The sequence below is a fragment of the Streptomyces sp. NPDC032721 genome, assembly GCF_055579625.1.
Genome location: NZ_JBVIMX010000009.1, coordinates 109,985 through 130,262, shown reverse-complemented (window position 1 = coordinate 130,262; position 20,278 = coordinate 109,985). Strand labels below are relative to the sequence as shown.

Here is a 20,278-nt window from a genome sequence, read left to right as displayed (position 1 = left end):
CGCCGGAAATCCTGAACGGATCTTGTTCGTGCTCAGGGCTTGGTATACAAAAGCGGGAGTCTCCCCGGGCCCACAGGCCCACCGGGACCGTTTCCCCGTTAGGAGTCCCCCATGGTTCCCCCTCCCCTCTCCCGGCGCGGTGTCCTCGCAGGTGCCGCCTCCCTCGCGGGCACCGGCGCCGCCCTCGGTACGGCCGGCGTCGCCCGGGCCGCATCGGCCGACGACCGTCACGTCCCGTCGCAGGGCACGGAGCGCAAGCGAGGCGCGACCGCGGTCTTCCGCGACGTACGCCCGTACGGCGCGAAGAAGGCCGTCGACCTGACGGTGATCGACGGCCGCATCAGCGACCGCCCCGCCCCCAGGAACGCCCGGATCATCGACGGCGGCGGACGCATCGCGCTGCCCTCCCTCGTCGACGCGCACATCCACCCCGACAAGACCACCTGGGGCGGCGACTGGCTGTCGCGCAAGCCCGCCAAGGGCATCGCGGAGTACTGCGCCCAGGACGTCGAGGTCTTCCGCAGCGAGCGCCGCCCGGTCGGGGAGCGGGCGTACGGGCTGATGGCCCACGCCGTCACCCGGGGCACCCGGGCCATGCGCGCCCACGCCGACGTCGCCCCGGCCTACGGGCTGAAGGGCGTCGAAGGCGTCGCCGAGGCGCGCGAACGCCTCGCGCACGCGCTGGACGTGCAGATCGTCGGCTTCCCGCAGCACGGCGTGATCCGCACCCCCGGCACCGCCAAGCTCCTTGAGGACGCCGCCCGCAGCGGCCTCGTCGACATGATCGGCGGCATCGACCCGATCAGCTTCGACAACGCCCTCGACGAGCAGCTCGACCTCGTCTTCCGGCTCGCCGACCGCTACGGCGTCGGCGTCGACATCCACCTGCACGACCGCGACGACAAGGGCGTCAAGGTGCTGCGCGGCATCATCGAGCGCACCCGGGCCCTGTCCCTGCGCGGCAAGGTGACGGTCAGCCACGTCTTCTGCCTGACGAAGATGGCCCAGGGCGAACTGGAGACCATGGCCGGTGACCTCGGCGAGCTGGACATCGCGCTGACCACGGTGGCGCCCAACGAGTCGCTCGTCCTGCCGATCGCGACGCTGCACGAGCACGGCGTCCGCGTCGGCCTCGGCTCCGACGGCGTGCGCGACTCGTGGAGCCCGTTCGGCAACGCCGACATGCTGCACCGTACGCACATCCTCGGCTGGGTCACCGACGTACGCCTCGACCAGGAACTCGACGACTGCTTCACGGTCGGCTCGCACGGCGGCGCCGACGTGATGGGCCTGGACCGGGCCACCTTCAAGGCGGGCGCCCCGGCCGACTTCATGCTGCTGCGCGCCGAGTGCACCCCGCAGGTCGTGGTGGACATGCCGCAGCGCGACCTGGTCGTGCACGGCGGACGCGTCGTCGCCCGTGGGGGCGAACTGGTCTGAAGTGGCCCGAACCGGCCCGGCCCCGTCGCCTCGCGAGGATGCGGCGGGGCCGCAGACTTGACCGCATGCCAAGGGGAAAGCGCAGTGCCGGACTGCTTCTCTTCCGGATCACGGGCGGTACGGCGGAAGTCCTGCTCGGGCACATGGGCGGGCCCTTCTGGGCGGGGCGCGAGGCCGCTGCCTGGTCGGTGCCCAAGGGGGAGTACGGGCCCGAGGAGGAGCCGGCCGCGGCCGCCCGGCGGGAGTTCGAGGAGGAACTCGGGTTGCCCGTCCCCGCCGGAACCTGGATTCCGCTCGGCGAAGCCCGCCAGAGCAACGGCAAGACCGTCACCGTGTGGGCGCTGGAGGCGGACCTCGACCCCGCCACCGCCGTACCGGGAACCTTCGTCATGGAGTGGCCGCGGGGGTCCGGGGTGCAGCAGGAGTTCCCGGAGCTGGACCGTTTCGCCTGGTGCACCCCGGAGCAGGCGGCCGAGCGCCTCGTGAAGGGGCAGCGCGTCTTCGTCGAGCGGCTGAGGGAGCGACTGGCTGAGTGAACGGGCGCGCCGGGACTCCTCGTCATACTGTTCGGGGCTCCGCACCGACGCCGCGTCCGTGCACGTCGGGCGCCCCGCGCGAGTCACCGGAAGGCACCCCGTATGTCCGACGCACCACCCAACTGGCCCCCGCCCCCCAAGGGCTGGCCACCGCCCCCGCAGGGCTGGGCCACGCCTCCGGTGCCCGCACCCGTGCTCGGCCCGACCCCCGCCCCACCGGGCTCCCGCTACGACGAACAGGCCAGGAACGGCAGACAGAGCCCGTCCGGCCGGGTCGTCGAGATCCTGATGACCCTGTTCTTCCTGGCCTGCGCGGTCGTCGCCGTCCTCATCGTCTGCGAAGTGATCGCGCTCGGGTTCGGCATCGAGTCCGCCGACCCCGACAGCGAGACGCTCTTCACGGACCCCCTGGCGGACAACGCGGCCTCGCTGCTCGCCATCGCCGCCGCGATCCCGGCCGTGTTCCTCGCCGTCCGCTGGTTCGGCCGCCGCCCGCCCGGCACCCTCTCCTCGGTCACCGGACGGCTGCGCCGGGGGTGGCTCGGCCGCTGCGCCCTGATCGCGTTCCCGCTGATGGCCCTCCAACTGGGGCTGCTGCTCCTGTGGTCGTACCTGGCCGACGACCCCGGTGGCCCCGGCGCCCTCGATGCCGCGGAGCCCGTCGAGTTCGTCGGCTGGCCGATGCTGCTGCTCAGCCTCGCGGTGCTGTGGGCGCTGGTGCCGTTCCAGGCGGCGGCCGAGGAGTACGTGTTCCGGGGCTGGTTCGTACAGGCCTTCGGCGCCTGGCTGCGCAACCCCTGGCCCGGCATCGTCGTCGCCTCGCTGCTCTTCGCGCTGGCCCACGGATTCGGCGAGACGACCGGATTCGCGCTGCTCTTCTACTCCGCGATGTGGTGGGGCTGGCTGACCATCCGTACGGGAGGCCTGGAGGCGAGCATCGCGCTGCACACCGCGAACAACGTCCTCTCGTACACCGTGGCCGCCGCGCTCGGCGAGCTGGCCGACACCGGCACCGCCGCCGACGCCCCGTGGCAGGCCCTCGTCCTGGAGCTCGTCTTCGCCCCGGCCTACTGCCTGCTCGTCGCCCGCGCGGCCACCCGCAGGGGCATCGCCACCAGGACGCCGGAAGCCGCCGTCCCGCTCACCGGTGCGGTACGTCCAGCCAGTGGCGCCGGCCAAGGCTGACCAGACGCAGCTGGCGGCGGGCCAGTTCGGCGGTGGCCGCCGCCTCGTCCGGGCCCGCCTCCAGGAACGCGGAGGCGGTCATCACCATGTGGTCCACATAGACCCCGGCCAGCATCACCAGGTCCGCGCGCGACCAGCCCTCGGAGTCCGGCAGGGCGCCCAGCGCGTCCGCCACCTCCTCGGCGAACAGCCGCAATTGGGCCCCGATCGCCTCGCGCACCGGCCGCACCCCGCCGTGCCGCTCGCGCGCGATGAACCGCACATGGGCGGGCGCGGACGCGACGAGTTCCGCGATCAGCCCGACGGTGAGGGCGATACGGGCCTCGCTGTCGTCCGCCTCGGGCGCGGCCAGGCTCGCCCGGATCGCCCCGTGCAGCCCGCCCAACGAGGCCTCGACCAGGGCGACTCCCAGTTCGGCGGTGTCCTTGAAGTGCCGGTAGAACGCCGTCGGAGCGAGCCCGACCGACCGGGTCACCTCCCGCAGACCGAGACTGCTCAGGCTCTGGTGCTCCAGCAGGCCGAGCGCGGCGTCCATCAGGGCCTGACGGGTCTTCAACTTCTGGGCCTGCCGGACCCCTGCGGTGTGACTCATGTCATCCAGTAAACAGTCGTTCTCCGAAGAAGGAAAGCGGGTAGGTGTGATTCAGTGGACAACTGTAGGTACAACTGTTCACTGAACCCGTCAACTACCACTCCCCCACGAGGTGTTCAGCCGTGATCGCACTCGTCGCCGTACTTCTGCTGCTGGGCGTCCTGCTCGGCCCGGTCGCCCACCTGCCGCTGCCCGTCACCCTGACCGCCGCCGCGCTGATCGGCTGCTGGCTGGTGGTCTTCGCGGTACGGGAACGCCGGAACCACTGAGCCGGAACCACTGAGCCGACATCACAGAGCCGGAACCACCGACCCGGAACCACCGAGAAAGGACCCCGCCATGCTGCTCACCGCACACACCCACGCCCCCGCCGACACCGATGACGCCGCCCCCGACAGCCGCCGCTCCGCCGCCCTGCGCGACGCCGACGGGATGGCCGTGGCCGCGTTCGTCCTCGGCCTCGTCGGACTGCTCGTCATGAACATCCTGCTGGGCCCGGCCGCCCTGGTGCTCGGTACGCTCGCGCTGCGCCGGGGCACCACCCGCCGGTTCCGGGCCTGGCTCGGCATGGGTCTGGGCGTCGCCGACCTGGTGGTACTCGCCGCGGTCGCCGACCTGAGCAACACGCTCTCCTGGAACTTCGGAGGCTGAAACGGGGGGAGAGCCCAAGCCCTCCCCCCGTTCCAGCCGCCTTGTCGCCCCCCGGCTTCAGCGCACCGGCCGCTCCAGCCGCACCCGTACGAGCGTGGTCTCGACCTTGCTGTCCACCAGCCGCCCCTTGGCGTCGAACGCCTTCGGGCCGTCGCTCATACCGAAGTCGTTGTCGTTGAGCAGCACCAGCGTCGACCGCCCCTCGACGGCGATGCCCTCGATCTTGCCCGGTACGCCCTTCACGGTGTTCAGGTCCACCACCAGGCGCTTGTCCAGCACCGGAACACCGGCCGCCACCGGGTTCTCCAACTGCTCCACCGACGGCTTCGTGGCCGCCTCCCAGCGCGACCCGAGGATGTCGGAGGACCTGCGCAGCCGCACCTCGTACAGCCGCGTCGACTTGTCGGTCCGCTCCTGGACCAGCAGCCGGTCCCCGCCGAGCGCGACCAGCGCGGAGATCTTGAGTTCCGAGGTCTTGGTCTGCCCCGGCTCGACGACGCCGACCGGGTCGAACCGGTAGACGTACTCGCCGACCACCCGGTTCTCGCGGGGCGAGAAGCGCAGCAGCCGGGTGTTCCGGGAGCTCTCGCCACCGGCCTTGTCGGGGTTGAGCAACGGGCTCTGCAGCCCGATGACCAGGTCACCGCCGGGCAGTAGCGCCAGCGCCTCGAAGCCCCGGTTGAGCTTCCGCTTGAGGAAGACCGCCGGCAGCGACTCGATCACCGGGTAGCCCGCACCGGCCAGCCGCAACCCCTTCGGCACGTGCCGGGCCAGCACCCGTCCACGGGCGGAAATGTGCACCAGCGAGGGCCCGTACTCGTCGACCAGCCAGAAGCTGCCGTCCCGGTCCCGGACGAGACCCTCGGTGTCCAGACCGTTCGGGTTGTACGGGAGCGGGCTGGTGGCGTTGTAGTTGTACGGGGCCTCGTCGCGGCCCGCCTGGTTGGGCAGCCCGGTCACGGGCGCACCGGACGCGGTGGTGATCGGGATGGACTCCAGCACCTGGATCCGGCCGCCGACGGTACGGATCTTCACGATGGCCGGGTTGAACCCGGGCACGGGGAAGGTCCGCCGCTTCTCCTTGCCCACTTCGATCTGCCCGTTGGGCCCCCGGTCGGTGACGGTCCAGTACTCGCCGTGCCGCCCCGCCGGATACAGGTCGCTGCCGATGCCGCCCAGGTCGACCCCCCGGTCGTCCTTGACGGTGCCGGGCAGCAGCCGGTTGCCGAAGGCGCCCAGCGGAATGTCCGGTAGCGTCGAGGTGGAGACCACCCGGGGGCCGTGGCCGTGGCCGTGACCGTGGTCGTGCCGGCCGGGGCTCGCGTCGGCGGTTCCGACGACCGTCGTGAGCGCGAGCACGGTGGACAGCGGCAGCACCACGGCGGCGGGGCGGCGCAGGAGGCGCGGATTCATCTGAACTCCCTTGTACTGAGCACATGGTGTACGCCCATGGCTGCGCCCCCATGCTCCGCACCCACGCGCAACGCGGAACAACGCGTACATGACGAGGGAGCGTGCCCCGGGTGAACGCGCGCCCCCAACCCCGTGCCGCGCGCCCACCCGAGGGCAAACCCGCCCCCGTCCCCCTAGTAGCGGTCGAGAATGAGCTGCGTCTTCAGGATGTCCCCCCGGTACAGCCACCCCTTGGCCTCCGCGACGGCGATCGCGTCCTTGTGCAGGGTCGCCGCGTCGGTGCGCGAGTCCGTCTTGAAGGACAGCTCGACGACGTACTCCGTCCCCGTCCCGCCCGCGCCGACGACCGGCAGCACCTCGATGCTCGCGTCGTCCGAGGCGCCCCAGGCACCGCCGTACACCTTCGCGGTCACCGGACCGTGCGCACGGGAGGCGCCCAGCTTGCCCGTGCCCCAGCCGGCGGACTTCCAGTCCGCCAGCTTGCCGGGGACGTCGCCGACCAGCCAGCTGCGCCCGGTGTCGTTGGACGGCAGGGTGGTGCCGGGGTAGGCGGAGCCGGCGCTGCGCTTCTTCTCGTTGCTGAAGCTGAGGGTCTGCTTGCCGTAGCCCCAGTCGACCTCGGCCTTGTAGTTGGTGTCGGAGCTGCTGAAGCCCGCCGCGTTGGCCGCGTTCAGGGCGGCGTCGAGGTTCCCGTCCGTCACCGGGAACCTCTTCTTGTACGTCTCCTCGAAGGACGACCCGTCCTTGTGCCGCAGGCGCACGCTCCAGCCCTCGGCGTCGAGCGCGCGGTCGTCGGTGTCGTAGTAGCTGTACGAACGCGCCTTGGCCGACCCCGTGATCCCGAAGGCCGAGCGGACCGCCGCACTCGGCGCACGGCCCGAATCGAGTGCCGCCGCGGTGAGGTTGATCTTGACCTCGTACGTGGGTACGGCGTTGGAGGCGGCGTACGCGGGGGAGGCGGGCGACAGGAGCGCGGCGGAGACGGCGAGCGCGAGAACCGAACCGACGGTGGCGGCCGGGCGGGCGGCGCGGGAAGTTGAGGTCATGGCGCAGACGATCACGGTCGGGAGTGAGGATCCGGTGACCCGGGGACGTGCCCCCGATGAACCGCAGGCATCGGAACCGCACCGGGCGTGGTTCCACGGACCGTGCCGGAACCCGTACATTCCGTGAGGCAGTGCGAGGCAGTGCCCGGCAGCCGACCTGGAGGCGAACCATGAACACCGAAGCGGCCACCGATATGCCCACTGATGCGCCCACCGTTACGCACCCCGATTCGCTCGCGGATACCGCCACCGGCACGGCGGTCCCCGAGGTCGCGCCGGACGTCGTCGCGCAGTGGCAGGCGCGCGGCGGCGAGCTGGTCGAGCTGCTCACCGAGGTGCGTGAGCGGTGCGGCGGTGTGGCCGCTTTCCGGGCCGGTCCTGCCCGCACCGTCCTGGTGTCCGACCCGCAGGCCGTCCAGCACGTCCTGGCCCAGCACGCGGACCGCTACACCAAACGCTCCCACCGGGCCCGGCTACTGGTCGGCGACGGCGTGCTCGCGGCCACCGGGGACGCCTGGCAGCGCCAACGCCGCATGCTGCAAGCCCAGTTCACCGGAACCGGGATGCGCCGCTACGAACACCGCATCGCCGGGGCCGCCCGCACCACCGCGGCACGCTGGGACGCGTACGCCCGCACCGGGGAGAGCTTCGACGTCGGCGACGAGATGCGCCGCTTCGCGCTCGACGCCATCTGGCGCTCCCTCACCGGACACCCGCTCGACGAGGAGACCGCCCGCGACCTGGACTCGGTGGGCACCGTCATGGAGGCCCTGCCGACGCTGCCCGCCGATGCCGGCCACGCCCGGGACGCAGTGGCCGCCGAGCTCGCCCGGGTCGACGCGCTGGCCGCGCGCGCCATCGAGGCCGCCCGCAGCGGAACAGCGGGCCCGGACGGGCCCGGCCTGGTGCACCTGCTGACCGAGGCCGCCACCGAACGCCCCGAGTACACCGACCTGCTGATCCGCGACGAACTGGTCACCCTGCTCGCGGCCGGGCACGAGACCACCGCGACCACCCTGACCTGGCTCCACCTGCTCCTCGACCAGAACCCCGGCGTCCGCGAACAGGCCCTGGCGGCCGGGGACGAAGGCTCGCCGGAACGCGGTCAGGCCCTCCGCGCCCTGGTCAACGAGACGCTCCGGCTCTACCCCTCAGCCTGGATACTGCCCCGCCACGCCACCCAGGACGACGTCGTCACCGGCTTCGCCATCGAAGCCGGTACCGACGTCCTGGTCTGCCCCTACCTCACCCACCGCGACCCCGAACTCTGGCCGGAACCCGAGCGGTTCGACCCCACCCGCTTCACCGTCCCGGACGCCAGGCCCGCCCAGCAGGGCGCCTACTACCCCTTCGGGCTCGGCCCGCGCGCCTGCCTGGGCCTCCAGTTCGCGCTCCGTGAGTCGGTCGTGCTTCTCGAACACCTGCTGCCGGTGCACACCCCGGTGTTCTCCGCGACCCCCACCGGGACGGCGTACGGCATCACCGTCCGCCCGGAAGGACCGGCCCGCGCCACCCTGGGAACCAGTCGGCCCGGTCAGTCCGCGACCCTGGCGGAGAGTCCGTAGTCCAGCTCCCGTCCGTCGACGAGCAGCGCCTCCACCGTGCGGGTGGCCGGATCGATGTCGGCCACCAGGCCCTCGCCCGCATAACGCGGGTAGCCCGAGGCGCCCGTCTCCCCGGTCGCCTCGACCACCCCCGAACGTACGGCCGAGGACTCCGGGATGACCCCGCCCTCACCCTCGATGTGCTCGGGAACCAACAGGACCGTGAACTGCGGCGGATTCGTCGTCATGGTCCGCCATTCAAGACCCTGCGCCCACCGGATGCGCGGCAGGCTCGCGCGAAAAAGGACGGGCAGCGGCGCCGGACCCCGTGCCAGGATGCCCGTCATGGCGAGCAGAGGCTTGAGTTTCGGGGCCATGGCCCAGGCGTACGAGAAGTACCGGCCGGGGTACGGGACGGAGCTCTACGACCTGGTGCGGGCGTACGCGGGACGGCCGGTGCGAACCGCCCTGGAGATCGGGGCCGGGACGGGCAAGGCCACCCGGCTGTTCGCCGGACACGGGGTGGCGGTCACCGCGACCGAGCCCGACGAGGCCATGCTCGCCGAACTGCGTGAGCACGTACCGCAGAACGTGCGGGCGGTGCGCGCCGCGTTCGAGGACCTGCGGCCGGGGGAGGCGGGGGAGGCGGGCGAGACGTACGGGCTGGTCTACGCGGCAGCCGCGCTGCACTGGACCCGGCCCGAGGGGCGGTGGCCGAAAGTGGCCGCACTGCTGGAGCCCGGCGGTGTGTTCGCCTCGTTCGGCGGGCCCGTCCAACTGGCCGACCCGGCGGTGGAGACGGCCGTCCTCGCGGCGCGCACGCCCTTCCTGGAGAGCGACGAGGTACCGTCCCCCGACGGCACGGGCCCGGAGCGTGCGATGCAGTGGCCGGGCACGGAGCTGGAGCGGTCACAGTGGTTCGGTGATGTCCAACAGGTCGTGATCGAGCGGCAGTTGACGATGACCGCCCACGACTACATCGGCCACCTCTCTACCGTGTCGGCCTATCTGGTACTGCCGGACGAGGACCGGGAGCAGGTGTTCCGCCGGATCGAGGCGGTGCTGCCGCCGACGGTGGACATCGCCGCCGACCTCACCGTCCACCTCGCCCGCAGGACCGCCCCCGGCTGATCCTCGTCGAGGCTGTGCGCGCGGGGTGGCGGGGGTCCCCTCCGACGCGGCTCAGCGGTGTGGAGAATGATCAACATGCCGATAACGATCACGCCTCGGGCGGCCACCGCCGCCGACGCACCACTGGTCAGCCGCACCCTCGCCCGCGCCTTCGTCGACGACCCGATGATGAGCTGGTTCTTCACCGACCCCGCCACCCGCGAGGCCGCGCTCACCCGGTACTTCGACACCCTGTTCACCCGGCAGTACGTCCACCACGGCGTCTGCGAACTCACCGGGTCTGCGGTGTCGTTCTGGGTGCCGACCGAGGCGCAGGAGAAGGCCGTGCCCGACGCGGCGACCATCGAGGAGCTCACCAACATCCTCGGCGAGCGGGCCGCGCAGTTCGGGGCCGCCGTACAGACTGCCGCAGGGCACACCCCGCAGGAGCCGCACTGGTCGCTGTCGCTGATCGGCGCAGACCCCGCCGCCCGGGGCCAGGGCCACGGCTCGGCGCTGCTGCGCTCGGGCCTCGCCCAGGCGGACGCGGCGGGGCAGGCCGTCTACCTGGAGTCCTCCAAGCCGGACAACCTGCCCGTCTACCAGCACTTCGGCTTCACCGTGCGTGAGGAGTTCGTCCTGCCGGAGGGCGGCCCGACCCTGTGGGGAATGTGGCGCGAGCCGCGTCGTACGACCGGTTCGTGACTCCCGGCACCCCGGCCTGATCCGTCTTTTCGGCCTGTTCCGCCGGTGACGGGGCGGCCGGGGTGCCGGACTCGATGTCGTCGAGCAGCCTGCGCAGGGCGAGGTGGCCGGGCGGCGCGGGCAGCCGCTCGTCCATGGTGGCGAGCGTGCGCTGCGCCCGGCGCCAGGCGCGGCTGCTCCGGCCCTCGTGGTGGTCGATGAACGCCTGCGCGTAACGAGCGGTCACGCACGCCCAGTCGTCCGTACCCACGTTGGGGTGCGTCAGCGCCCGCCGGGCACTGACGCGCGCCGTGCCCGGCGCGAACGAGGCCTGCGCGAGGGCGGCCTCCGCCTGGCTGATGGCGGGCGAGGGCCCGCCCGTGGAGTGGTACGGAATGGTGTCGGCCGCCTCCTGGAAGTGCGCGGCGGCCGCCTCGTGGTCGTGCCGGTGCAGCGCGAGGAGTCCCTCGACGTGGGCGACGCGGCCGAGCGTGGCGCAGTCCCCGGCCAGCACGGCGGCGGCCCAGGCCCGGCCGAGCAGCGTACGGGAGGCCAGTGGGTCGGCGCCCGCCGACAGCCACGCCGCGAGCAGCAGCGCGCGCGGCACGTCAGGGCCCTCCAACTCCCGCCCGTCCAGCAGCTGTTGGAGATAGGCCTGGCCCTCTTCGGCGCTGCCGTGCACCATCCACCAGAACCACAGCCCGGTGACCGTCGCCAGCGCCGCCTCCGTGTGGCCGGGGTCCCGGAGCGCGTACCGCAGCATGGCGGTGAGGTCGTCGAGTTCGTCCTGCACCAGGAGGGCGGCCTGGGTCTGGCAGCCGTTGTCCCACAGGTGCCCGGCGGACACGGCCAGGTTCCGGAAGTGGATCAGGCGTCGCTCGTACGTGGTCATCAGCTCGCCCGCCTCGCGCAGCCGCTCCAGGCCGAAGTCCCGGGCGAGGCGGGCCATCCGGTACCGGGGCTGACGCGGGCCGCCGGGGTCGTGCACCGGCTCCAGCACCCCCAGCGCCACCAGCTGGGCCAGACACGCGGGCACCATCTCCGGCTCCACCTGGCCACCGGCACACATGAACACCGCCGTCGACTCGGTGAACGGGCCGACGAAGACGCTCGACCTGCCCCACACGATGCGCAGCACCCGCTCGCACAGTATGTAGCTGGCGCCGATCGACTCCCGCAGCGAGCGGTGGCGGCGCAGCGTCCGGTGCGGGCTGGTCGGCCAGCCCTGGTTGTCCCCCAGCAGCTCCGCGAGCCGCCGCACCGGATAGTGCCTGGTGTGCTCGGCGGCGAGTTCGATCGCGAGCGGATTGCCCTCCACCTGGCGGCAGATCAACTCCACCCACTCCAGCTCGGTGTCCTTCACCCGCAGGGCGGAGGCGGTGCGGGCGCGCGAGAGGAAGAGCTCAACGGCGGGTGCCCGCCGGCGGCGGCCGTCCGGCCCCTCGGTGCTCAGCGGCGCGGGACGGAGCACGTGCTCGTCGCCCAGCCCCAGTACGCGCCGCGAGGTCACCAGCAGGCGCAGGGTCGGTACGGCCATCAACAGGCTCTGTGCCAGGCCGATGCACTCGGTGTGGACCGGGTCGACGTCGTCCAGCAGGAGCAGGGTCGGCACGGCGGGCAGCAGCCGGACCACGGTGGCGACGTCCGCCGTCAGCCGCGTGCCGCCACCGGCCAGTGCCCGTACGACAGCGGCCGTCAGCGCACCTGGCGCCGCCGCGCCACTGCCCTGCCAGCGGGCCTGCACGACGCGCTGCCACGGTGGCTCCGGCATCGCGGCCACGACGGCGGCGGACAGTCGGCTCTTGCCCACCCCGGCCGGGCCCGCCACCGTGACCAGCCGGTGCCCGGCCAACAGCGCGCGCAGCGCCGCCATTTCCTCCTTGCGGCCGACCAACCGGCCCACTTGCCTTCCACGGGCGGTGGTGGTGGCGGAGGCGGAGGCGATGGCAGGGGAGCCGCCGGTACTTGTCCACATTGTCTTGGTTCTCCTGGGGTGGGGCAGGGGTCGGCCGGGCGGCTGTTCAGCCTCGGCGGAAGAGGTCCTGGGTGTCCGGCCGGCGGCCCGGGGCCTCGGGGCGGCGGGGGAGTTCGCGGTTCTGGTGCCGCCACAGGGCGCACACCGCGTCGTAGATGGGCGTGGCGCTGCCGCCGCCGTCCCTGTCTCGGTCCCAGTCCCTGTCTCTGTCTCTGTCCCTGGGCCAGTGCTGCGGAGCAGGGCCCAGTACGAAGACCGGGGCTGCAGAAGCGTTTCTCTTATGCATAACCGATTCAACGCGCGGAGCCGCGCTTGGATTCGGCCCAGGGCCACAGAGATGCGTGTCGTGGCTGGCCCGTTCGCTTGGCGGCCACCCCCGCGCGACGGCTCCAGCGGGGCGCGACCAGCGGAAAGGCGTGCTGGGGTGCCCGTGGGCCAGCCGCCAAGCGCACCGACTGTCCGCAGGACGAAGCCCGCTTGCCCGCCGGTGCCCGAAAGGTGCGAGGGCGAGGGGGGAGGTGGGCCAGACTCGTCCCCGCCCGCAACGGGTGCCGTACGACCGGCGCCTGCTGCGGTGCTGGCCGGGGCGTCTTCCGCTGTCGGCGGCGGCAGGCGCTCCGGCCGTTTGTTCCCTCGCTCCCGCCCCCGAGGGGTGCGTATCGCACGATTTCCACACGAACGGATGGGGGAGTTTCGCTTCAACGGTCGTGCAGGACCCCGCCTCGCACACTGGGCCGACGATCAACGGGGACATGAACGGGGAACGGGGAACGGGGACATGACGCAGGACACGACGCCCGAAACGCCGAGAGGCGTGCGCCGGGACACGACGCGGGCAGCGACCGACGAACCAAATCGGCAGGCCGACAGGGCCGACAGGGCCGACAAGGCGGATAGGGCGGATACGGCCGACAAGGGTGACAAGGCGGCCCCCCATGCCTTCGGCGCCACCACCGCCGAAGAGGCCGAGTACCTCATGCACCAGATGTTCGCCCACCACCAGAAGCTGGCGGTCCGCTTCGACGAGCGGTTACCGGTCCGGTTCGGTGCCCACATCCTGGCCACCGGCCCGGCACACCTCACTCGGATCACGATGTCCTGCGAACTCGACCTCCACGCCTCCGAACTCGGCCTCTACTACGCCGGATCGGTCCAGCGGGGCAGCCTCGCCATGCGCCAGTGCGGACAGGACATCGTGCTCTCGCCCGACCACGACAGCCCGATCCTCCTCGACCCCACGGCCCACACCCGCATCGTCCACGTGCCACCGGCCCAGTTCTGCGTGCTCGGCATCGACCCCGCCTTCCTGGAGGGCCTCCTCGCCGACCACCTGGAACGCCCGGTCAAACCGCTGCGCAGCGACAACCGCACCACCTCCGGGACCGGCCGCGGCCTCGTGCCCGCGCGGCTGATGCGGCTGTTGGAGGACGAAGTCACCGACCCCACCGGCCTCCTGGACCCCGGCCCGGTCGCCGACCGCCTCTGGGAGAGCGTCGCCACCGCCCTCCTGTACGGCGGCCACCACCAGTACAGCGAGGAACTCCACGCACCGACCTCCCGGCTCAGCCCCCGTACGCTGCTCCGGGCGATCACCGCCATGGAGGCCGACCCCGCGCACCCGTTCACGCTCGCCGAGCTCGCCCGGATCGCGGGCGTCGGCCCGCGCGCACTGCAGAACGCCTTCCGGCAGCACCGGGGCACCACCCCGCTCGGCTATCTGCGCCAGCTGCGGCTCACCGCCGTGCACGAGGAACTCCTGCACTCCGAGCCGCCGGTGACCGTCAGCGAGGTCGCCGCCCGCTGGGGCTTCGCCCACCCCGGCCGCTTCGCCACCCTCTACCAGCAGCGCTACCACCGGGCCCCGTCGCGGACCCTGCAGCAAGGCGCGCGATGAGCCCGGTGAGCCGGCAACCGCGTACGGTCCCGGGACCGGCTCACGCCCTCGTCAGGGGCGGACCCTCGCCCCGTGCCGATTCGGCGGTGTGAGCGGCCTCTCAACGGCCGTCGCGCACAGCGTTGACCTGCGGGCATGCACAGGACGCATCAGAGATGCAGCAGACCGGTTTTGCGGCAGCGGCGCCCGCTGAGATCGTCGCGGCCTGCCACTTTGCAACCGGACTTGGAGCGCCCCGGATGAGCACGACACCGACCACAGCGACCTCGCCCCCGCAGAAGAACCCGCCCCCGCAGAAGAACCCGCCCCCGCAGAAGAACCCGCCCCCGCAGGAGAACCCGCCCCCGCGGAAGAAGGAGGGCCGCGCCGCCCTCGTCCCGCTGCTGGCGCTGGGCACCTTCGCGCTGGGCGTGGACGCCTACGTGATGGCGGGTCTGCTGCCCCGGGTCTCGGACGACCTGCACGTCTCCGCGTCGTCCGCGGGCCAGATGGTCACCGTCTTCACCCTCTGCTACGCGCTCGGCGGCCCCCTCTTCGCCACCCTCCTGGCCAGGCGGCCCGCCAAGGTGCTGCTCGCCGTCGCGCTCGTGGTCTTCACCGTGGGCAACGCGCTCACCGCCCTCGCCCCCTCCCTCGCCGTCCTCCTGATCGCCCGCGCGGTGGCGGGCGTCGGCGCGGGCGTGTACTCGCCCATGGCCGCCGCCACCGCGGCCGGGCTCACCACCCCCGAACGCCGGGGCCGCGCGCTGGCCACCGTGATGGGCGGACTGAGCATCGGCACTGTCATCGGCGTGCCCGGCGGCCTGCTGCTGGCTTCGCACGTGGGCTGGCGCGGCACCCTGTGGCTGATCACCGGGCTGGGCGTGGTCGCGCTGATCGGCGTCGTACGACTGCCGAGGATCGAGGTGAGCCCGCCGCCCCCGCTGGGCGAACGGGTCCGTGCTCTCGCCGGTGGCCGGGTCGCGGGCATCGTCACCGTCTCCCTGCTCGGCGGCATCGCGAGCCTCGGCCTGTACACCTATCTCGCCGAGTTCCTCGCCGACGCCGCCCACACCGACGGCACCGACGGCACCGTCCGGGCGATGTGGGCCTGGGGTGCGGGCGGCATCGTCGGCAGTCTCCTCATCGGCCGGCTCGTCGACCGGACCCGCCGCCCCTTCGCCGCGGTCACCGTCATCCTGGCCCTCGTGGTGGTCAGTCAGAGCGTGCTGCCCGTCGCCGCCAGGGCCGGCGCGGTCTGGGCGATCGTCCCGCTCGTCGTCTGGGGCGCGGCCGGGTGGGCGGTTCAGGTGCCGCAGCAGCACCAGCTCATCGCGGCCCAGCCCCGGCAGGCCACGGTCGCCGTCTCGCTGAACAGCTCCGCCGTCTACCTCGGCAGCGCGATCGGCTCCGCGCTCGGCGGCCTCGCCCTGAGCCTGGGCACCGCACCCGCCGCCCTGCCGTACGGGACGGCCGGACTCACCGCCCTCGCCCTGCTCCTGCACCTGACGGTGGTACGAGGGGCCGTCCGGCGCGGAGAACGTGCCACTGCAACCCCCTGAGCTGGGCAAACAGTCGTAGCTGACTAGCATCGGGACCATGGACATCGGTTTGCAGCACCTGAGATGCTTCCTCGCGCTGGCCGAGGAGGAGCACTTCACCTGGGCCGCCGACCGCCTCGGAATCTCCCAGCCCACCCTCAGCCGGCACATCCAGCGGCTCGAAGGGCAGGTCGGCCAGACCCTGTTGGACCGCAGCACCCGCCACCCCCGGCTCACCGCCGAGGGGCACCGGCTGCGGGCCGATCTCCAGGTCCTGCTTCCCCAGCTGGAAACCGCGCTCCGGCCCGCCGAGCCGCAGCCCTCGCTGCGGCTCGGCTACGCCTGGGGCTTCCCCCTCCAGCGCGGCCGCCGGGCGCAGGCCGTACTGGAGGAGCGCCACCACGTCCTCGTACAGATCGTGCGCAAGGACGACCGCACCGCAGGACTGCGCGACGGCTCCGTCGACGCGGCCCTGCTCTGGGGGACGCCCGGCGACCCGCGCCTGGTCACCACTGAGATCCTGCGGGAGCCGCGCGTCGCGGCGATCTCCCGGCGCTCCACGCTGGCCGGCCGCGAACGCGTCAGCTGGCGCGACCTCGGACGCCGCTGCCTCGTCGTCAACACCGTCAGCTGCTCGCTCACACCGGGGGACTGGCCGTCCGACGCCACCCCCGAGATCGGTGCCGAGGCCGCCAACATCGAGGAGTACCTGCACGCCGTCGCCGCCCGGCGCGGGGTGGGCGTCCTCCCGGCGTCGGTGGCCGCACAGCATCCGGACCCCGACGTCCTGTACCTGCCGCTCTCGGGCGCCCCGCCCGCAGTCCTCACGTACGCCCGTCCCCGCACCAACCCGCACCCCTCGGCGGCGGCCTTCGGCAGCGCGCTCCTGGCTCAGCCGCCGGAGCGCCGCTCCACCAGCACCTCGATGCCGTCCAGGATCCGCTGAAGGCCGAACTCGAACTCGTAGTCCGGCTCGTCCGGTTCCTCCATCTCGCGCGAGGCGAGCAGCCGGCTCACGGCCGGGAAGCGCTCCGGGTCGGTGACCGTGCGCAGGAGCTCGCTGTAGCGGGCGAGGGACTCCTCGACCGTCACCCCGGAGGCGCGGTAGGTCTCCGTCAGGTCGGCGATCAGCATCGTCTCGTTCCGTACAAAGCCGTCGACGAGCATCAGCACCGACGCCTTCTCGCCCTCGCTCAGCCCGGTCCCGGCCAGCGTGGCGAGGCCCCGCTCCATCCACTGAACCTTGCGGGGCGTGGCGGGCGGACCGGAGACCGGGACGCGCAGCACCCACAGGTTCGCGTGGTAGACCCCGCGGATCAGAGTGGCCCAACGGGTCATCCCCTCCCGCCAGTTGATCCCGTCCTCGAAGGGCGGCGGCTCCGGTGTCACCGCCTCCACCATCAGCGGGTACAGCTCGTCCTTGGCCGCGACGTACCGGTACAGGGACATGGGGGAGGAGCCCAGCTGCTTGGCGATCCGCCCCATCGAGACCGCGGTGACGCCCTCGGCGGCGGCGAGGGCGACGGCCGCCTCCACGACGCGGTCGAGCGACAGCGTGGGGCGCGGGCCCTTCGCCGGGCGTTCCCGCAGGCCCCACAGGGTCTCCAGGCTCACGGGCAGTCCCGTGGGTCCTTCGTTCACCGGTACGGCTCCTCTTCTCGGGCTTGACTCCCATCCTAGATATGCGTAACCCTTACGCAATACAGCGTATGCCTTACGCAATAGAGTCCTGGAGGGAAGCCACCGATGGACACCGCCGTCCTAGCCACCGCCCTCGTCAAGTCGTACGGGAGGACCGCCGTCCTGCGCGGGGTCGACCTCGCGGTACCGGCGGGCCAGGTCTTCGCCCTGCTCGGGCCGAACGGCGCGGGCAAGACCACCGCCGTCCGCATCCTCGCCACCCTCACCACCGCCGACTCCGGCACCGCCCGCGTCGCCGGGCACGACGTCGCCACCCGCGCAGGGCGCCGCGCGGCCCGCCGGGCACTCAGCCTGACCGGGCAGTTCGCGGCCCTCGACGAGGCACAGACCGGGCGCGAGAACCTCCGGATGACCGGCCGCCTGGCCGGGCTCGACCGGTCCACGGCCGGCGCCAGGGCCGACGAACTCCTGGCCCGCTTCTCCCTCGCCGACGCCGCCGACCGCCTCGCCCGCACCTACTCGGGCGGCATGCGCCGCCGACTCGACCTGGCCGCCTCACTGGTCACCGACCCCTCGGTGCTCTTCCTCGACGAGCCGACCACCGGCCTCGACCCGCGCAGCAGGACCGAACTCTGGGAAATGGTGCGGGAGTTGAGCGGACGCGGCACCACCGTCTTCCTCACCACCCAGTACCTGGAGGAGGCCGACCGCCTCGCCGACCGGATCGCCCTCATCGACCACGGCCGCATCGTCGCGGAGGGCACCGCCGCCGAGCTCAAGTCCCACGTCAGCGGCCACCGGCTGGACCTCACCCTCACCACCCCCGCCGCCTACGACCGCCTCGCCGCCCTCGGCGTCACCACCCACCACGACCCGGCCGCCCGCCTCCTCGGCATCCCCACCGACGGCACCGCCGCCGACGTCCGCCGGCTCCTCGACGCCCTCGACCCGGACGGCACCGACATCGCCTCCCTCGCCCTGCACACCGCCACCCTCGACGACGTCTTCCTGGCCCTGACGACGGCCTCGGCCCCCACCCCTGCCAAGCCGACGGAGGCCACCCGTGTCTGACGCCCTGACCCGTACCGCCGTCCTCTCCGCACGCTCGGTCCGCATCTCCCGGCGCAACATCGACGCGCTCATCACCTCGATCGTGCTGCCCCTGATGCTGATGCTGACCTTCGTGGTCTTCTTCGGCGGAGCCATCAACACCGGTACGCAGTACGTCACTTACGTCGTCCCGGGCGTACTGCTCCTGTGCTCCGGGTTCGGCGCGGCCTCCACCGCGGTGTCCGTCTCCGAGGACATGAAGAGCGGCATCGTCGACCGCTTCCGCGCCCTGGACATCGGCGGCCTCCCCCTGCTGGCCGGCCACGTCGCCGCCTCGGTCGCGCGCAACCTGCTGGCCACGGCGGTCGTCCTCGCGGTGGCACTGGCGATCGGGTTCCGCCCCTCCGCAGGACCCGCCGGATGGGCCGCCGCGCTGGGGCTCCTCACCGCCTGGATCGTCGCCGTCTCCTGGGTCTCGGCAGCCGCCGGCCTCCTCGCCCGTACCCCCGAGGCGGCCAACGGCTACACCTTCTTCATGATGTTCCTGCCCTACCCGTCGAGCGCCTTCGTACCGGTCGAGACGATGCCCGCGTGGCTGCACGGATTCGCCGAACACCAGCCGGTGACACCGGTGATCGAATCCCTCCGCGCACTGCTCCTCGCCCAACCCGCGGGCGGCACGCCATGGGTGGCGCTCGCCTGGTGCGGCGGGATCCTGGCAGCCGGAACGCTGCTGACCGGAGCGCTCTTCAGGAAGCGGACCGCCTAGCGGGTCCCGGCGTGGGGTCCTGGCATGGACGCAACCGCATCGGAACCCCGGGTCCTGCTCATCGGAGTCGACCCCTTCAAGGTCCCCGGCCCCTGGGACCCGGGGCCGCGACGACAATCCGGCGCTCGTCACGGCCGCTCTGCAGGCAGGGACTTGGGAGTGCGTGGTGATCGGCGGCGTACGGAAGCCCGCCGAGCTGCTGGAACTGTTCGAGACCGTGATCAACCTGGTCCGGCAGCACGCCCCCCGGGGCATCGATCGCGTTCAACACCAGCCCCACGGACACCTACGACGCGGCGGCCCGCTGGCTCGACGCCCCCAAAACGGTCGCGGGAGCGTAAGCAGGAGCAGGGCCGCCGCCCGGGGTCGTCGTCAGTCGACGACTCCCCTTCTCGACGTGCAGTTGTACGGCGTGCCGCTGGACCCGTTCTGGATGCACGAGAACATGACGTAGCCGAGACCGCTGTAGATGAGGTCCTGTTCCGCGAAGAAGTCGCTCGCGCAGCCGTTGTTGCTGCCGTTGGCGTCCTGGACCTCGAAGTAACCGCCGGCGTTGGTCGAGACTATGGTGACCGCGCGGCGACTGTCGCCCGGTCCCGAGTCGCACGCCTCCATGACGGCGGTGGAACCCCCGACAGCGGCGTAGCCGCGGTTGTACCCACCCTGTGCGGACTTGCCGCTGTTGAGGTAGAAGGCGTCGGCCACGGCGGGGGTCGCCGTGAGGAGGGCGACGGATGCGGCGCTCGCCGCGAGTCCGAGAAACAAGGCACTTCTGCGTTGGCGCATCGGATGCTCCCGAGGTCCTTGGTCCCCCTAAGAGGGCTTCGGCGCCAGCGTTGGGCGACTGAGGCGCTGCTTCAAGGGAATCGCTGTCCGGGACGTGTCCCAGACAGCACCGGACGGTGCGCCGGCTCTTCCACGAGAGCGACGGCATCGGGCTCCGTCTCCGCCCGGTCGGGCACCCACCTTCCCGCAGCCGTCCGACGCACGGTCCAGCACCGCGTGTTCGAACTGCCCGCGCAGCAGGTCACAGCGCACGGAACTCATCACACGACCGTGCCACATCAGCATCGGTGGCCACCACCAGTCGCTGAGCGAAGTGCGGCGCGCGCGTCGGGAGTTGAGCGATCTCCTCGACGGTGGACAGACCTGCGGAAGACAGCCCTGCGGTCGCACCCCGGTGTGCTCCTGGCTCGTTGTGGCGAGCGACGAGACCGACCGACCAACC

At 72.3% G+C, this 20,278-nt stretch carries 21 protein-coding genes; 13 read left to right on the top strand and 8 right to left on the bottom strand.

Going from position 1 to position 20,278, the window contains the following annotated elements; all coding sequences use genetic code 11:
- Positions 1–111: 111 nt before the first annotated feature.
- The 3 genes from ACZ5PB_RS20115 to ACZ5PB_RS20105 all read left to right on the top strand — a co-directional run bounded on the left by ACZ5PB_RS20115 (position 112) and on the right by ACZ5PB_RS20105 (position 3,161).
- Entirely contained in the window at positions 112–1,440 is a 1,329-nt protein-coding gene (locus tag ACZ5PB_RS20115; protein ID WP_468692885.1) for an amidohydrolase, read from the top strand.
- 65 nt (positions 1,441–1,505) lie between these two features.
- Positions 1,506–1,976: an NUDIX hydrolase gene (locus tag ACZ5PB_RS20110; RefSeq protein ID WP_468692883.1), complete on the top strand. Its 471-nt coding sequence runs from the start codon at positions 1,506–1,508 to the stop codon at positions 1,974–1,976.
- A 102-nt stretch (positions 1,977–2,078) separates the two neighbouring features.
- A complete protein-coding gene (locus ACZ5PB_RS20105) occupies positions 2,079–3,161 on the top strand; it encodes a lysostaphin resistance A-like protein (protein WP_468692882.1) in 1,083 nt (360 codons plus the stop codon).
- Here the strand turns inward: ACZ5PB_RS20105 and ACZ5PB_RS20100 are convergent.
- Entirely contained in the window at positions 3,118–3,753 is a 636-nt protein-coding gene (locus tag ACZ5PB_RS20100) for a TetR family transcriptional regulator (RefSeq protein ID WP_468692880.1), read from the bottom strand. The genes ACZ5PB_RS20105 and ACZ5PB_RS20100 overlap by 44 nt on opposite strands.
- Before the next feature lie 122 nt (positions 3,754–3,875).
- On the opposite strand from ACZ5PB_RS20100, the gene ACZ5PB_RS20095 reads away from it, so the two are divergent.
- On the top strand, positions 3,876–4,022 hold the full coding sequence (locus ACZ5PB_RS20095; protein ID WP_468692878.1) for a hypothetical protein: 147 nt from the start codon (positions 3,876–3,878) through the stop codon (positions 4,020–4,022).
- Positions 4,023–4,092: 70 nt separating this feature from the next.
- Complete coding sequence (locus tag ACZ5PB_RS20090; RefSeq protein ID WP_468692876.1) at positions 4,093–4,404, top strand: DUF4190 domain-containing protein; 312 nt, start codon at positions 4,093–4,095, stop codon at positions 4,402–4,404.
- A gap of 57 nt (positions 4,405–4,461) precedes the next feature.
- Here ACZ5PB_RS20090 and ACZ5PB_RS20085 read toward each other — a convergent pair whose 3' ends face one another.
- Together ACZ5PB_RS20085 and ACZ5PB_RS20080 are read right to left on the bottom strand one after the other, a co-directional pair.
- Positions 4,462–5,817 (bottom strand): esterase-like activity of phytase family protein, encoded by a 1,356-nt coding sequence (locus ACZ5PB_RS20085; RefSeq protein WP_468692875.1) that lies wholly within the window; start codon positions 5,815–5,817, stop codon positions 4,462–4,464.
- Between the two features lie 173 nt (positions 5,818–5,990).
- Positions 5,991–6,863 (bottom strand): hypothetical protein, encoded by an 873-nt coding sequence (locus ACZ5PB_RS20080; protein ID WP_468692874.1) that lies wholly within the window; start codon positions 6,861–6,863, stop codon positions 5,991–5,993.
- Between the two features lie 170 nt (positions 6,864–7,033).
- Here ACZ5PB_RS20080 and ACZ5PB_RS20075 point away from each other — a divergent pair, with 170 nt between their 5' ends.
- The gene (locus ACZ5PB_RS20075; RefSeq protein WP_468692872.1) at positions 7,034–8,428 is read left to right on the top strand and encodes a cytochrome P450; all 1,395 of its coding nucleotides are present in this window, start codon (positions 7,034–7,036) and stop codon (positions 8,426–8,428) included.
- On the opposite strand, the gene ACZ5PB_RS20070 is transcribed toward ACZ5PB_RS20075, so the two are convergent.
- Complete coding sequence (locus ACZ5PB_RS20070; protein ID WP_468692871.1) at positions 8,398–8,655, bottom strand: hypothetical protein; 258 nt, start codon at positions 8,653–8,655, stop codon at positions 8,398–8,400. The two genes, ACZ5PB_RS20075 and ACZ5PB_RS20070, sit on opposite strands and share 31 nt — an antisense overlap.
- A 97-nt stretch (positions 8,656–8,752) precedes the next feature.
- Between ACZ5PB_RS20070 and ACZ5PB_RS20065 the strand changes: the two genes are divergently transcribed.
- Both ACZ5PB_RS20065 and ACZ5PB_RS20060 read left to right on the top strand, forming a co-directional pair.
- Positions 8,753–9,538, top strand: a complete 786-nt coding sequence (locus tag ACZ5PB_RS20065) for a class I SAM-dependent methyltransferase (protein ID WP_468692870.1) — start codon at positions 8,753–8,755, stop codon at positions 9,536–9,538.
- 75 nt (positions 9,539–9,613) lie between these two features.
- Positions 9,614–10,222, top strand: a complete 609-nt coding sequence (locus tag ACZ5PB_RS20060) for a GNAT family N-acetyltransferase (protein WP_468692868.1) — start codon at positions 9,614–9,616, stop codon at positions 10,220–10,222.
- Here the strand turns inward: ACZ5PB_RS20060 and ACZ5PB_RS20055 are convergent.
- A complete protein-coding gene (locus ACZ5PB_RS20055) occupies positions 10,134–12,176 on the bottom strand; it encodes an ATP-binding protein (protein ID WP_468692866.1) in 2,043 nt (680 codons plus the stop codon). The genes ACZ5PB_RS20060 and ACZ5PB_RS20055 overlap by 89 nt on opposite strands.
- Positions 12,177–12,222: 46 nt before the next feature.
- Positions 12,223–12,462, bottom strand: coding sequence for a hypothetical protein (locus ACZ5PB_RS20050; RefSeq protein WP_468692865.1), 240 nt, complete (start codon positions 12,460–12,462; stop codon positions 12,223–12,225).
- Positions 12,463–12,954: 492 nt separating this feature from the next.
- Here ACZ5PB_RS20050 and ACZ5PB_RS20045 point away from each other — a divergent pair, with 492 nt between their 5' ends.
- The 3 genes from ACZ5PB_RS20045 to ACZ5PB_RS20035 all read left to right on the top strand — a co-directional run bounded on the left by ACZ5PB_RS20045 (position 12,955) and on the right by ACZ5PB_RS20035 (position 16,536).
- Positions 12,955–14,070: a helix-turn-helix transcriptional regulator gene (locus ACZ5PB_RS20045; protein ID WP_468692863.1), complete on the top strand. Its 1,116-nt coding sequence runs from the start codon at positions 12,955–12,957 to the stop codon at positions 14,068–14,070.
- A 239-nt stretch (positions 14,071–14,309) separates the two neighbouring features.
- On the top strand, positions 14,310–15,611 hold the full coding sequence (locus ACZ5PB_RS20040) for an MFS transporter (RefSeq protein WP_468692862.1): 1,302 nt from the start codon (positions 14,310–14,312) through the stop codon (positions 15,609–15,611).
- A 37-nt stretch (positions 15,612–15,648) separates the two neighbouring features.
- Positions 15,649–16,536 carry a LysR family transcriptional regulator gene (locus ACZ5PB_RS20035; protein ID WP_468692861.1) on the top strand — a complete coding sequence of 296 codons (888 nt, stop codon included), beginning with the start codon at positions 15,649–15,651 and terminating at the stop codon, positions 16,534–16,536.
- Here ACZ5PB_RS20035 and ACZ5PB_RS20030 read toward each other — a convergent pair.
- On the bottom strand, positions 16,482–17,231 hold the full coding sequence (locus ACZ5PB_RS20030) for a TetR/AcrR family transcriptional regulator (RefSeq protein WP_468692860.1): 750 nt from the start codon (positions 17,229–17,231) through the stop codon (positions 16,482–16,484). The genes ACZ5PB_RS20035 and ACZ5PB_RS20030 overlap by 55 nt on opposite strands.
- A 105-nt stretch (positions 17,232–17,336) precedes the next feature.
- Between ACZ5PB_RS20030 and ACZ5PB_RS20025 the strand changes: the two genes are divergently transcribed.
- Positions 17,337–18,302, top strand: coding sequence for an ATP-binding cassette domain-containing protein (locus ACZ5PB_RS20025; RefSeq protein ID WP_468692859.1), 966 nt, complete (start codon positions 17,337–17,339; stop codon positions 18,300–18,302).
- On the top strand, positions 18,295–19,050 hold the full coding sequence (locus ACZ5PB_RS20020) for an ABC transporter permease (RefSeq protein ID WP_468692857.1): 756 nt from the start codon (positions 18,295–18,297) through the stop codon (positions 19,048–19,050). Before ACZ5PB_RS20025 ends, ACZ5PB_RS20020 begins: the two co-directional genes overlap by 8 nt.
- Positions 19,051–19,422: 372 nt before the next feature.
- On the opposite strand, the gene ACZ5PB_RS20015 is transcribed toward ACZ5PB_RS20020, so the two are convergent.
- Positions 19,423–19,815 carry a hypothetical protein gene (locus ACZ5PB_RS20015; protein WP_468692856.1) on the bottom strand — a complete coding sequence of 131 codons (393 nt, stop codon included), beginning with the start codon at positions 19,813–19,815 and terminating at the stop codon, positions 19,423–19,425.
- Between the last annotated feature and the right edge of the window lie 463 nt (positions 19,816–20,278).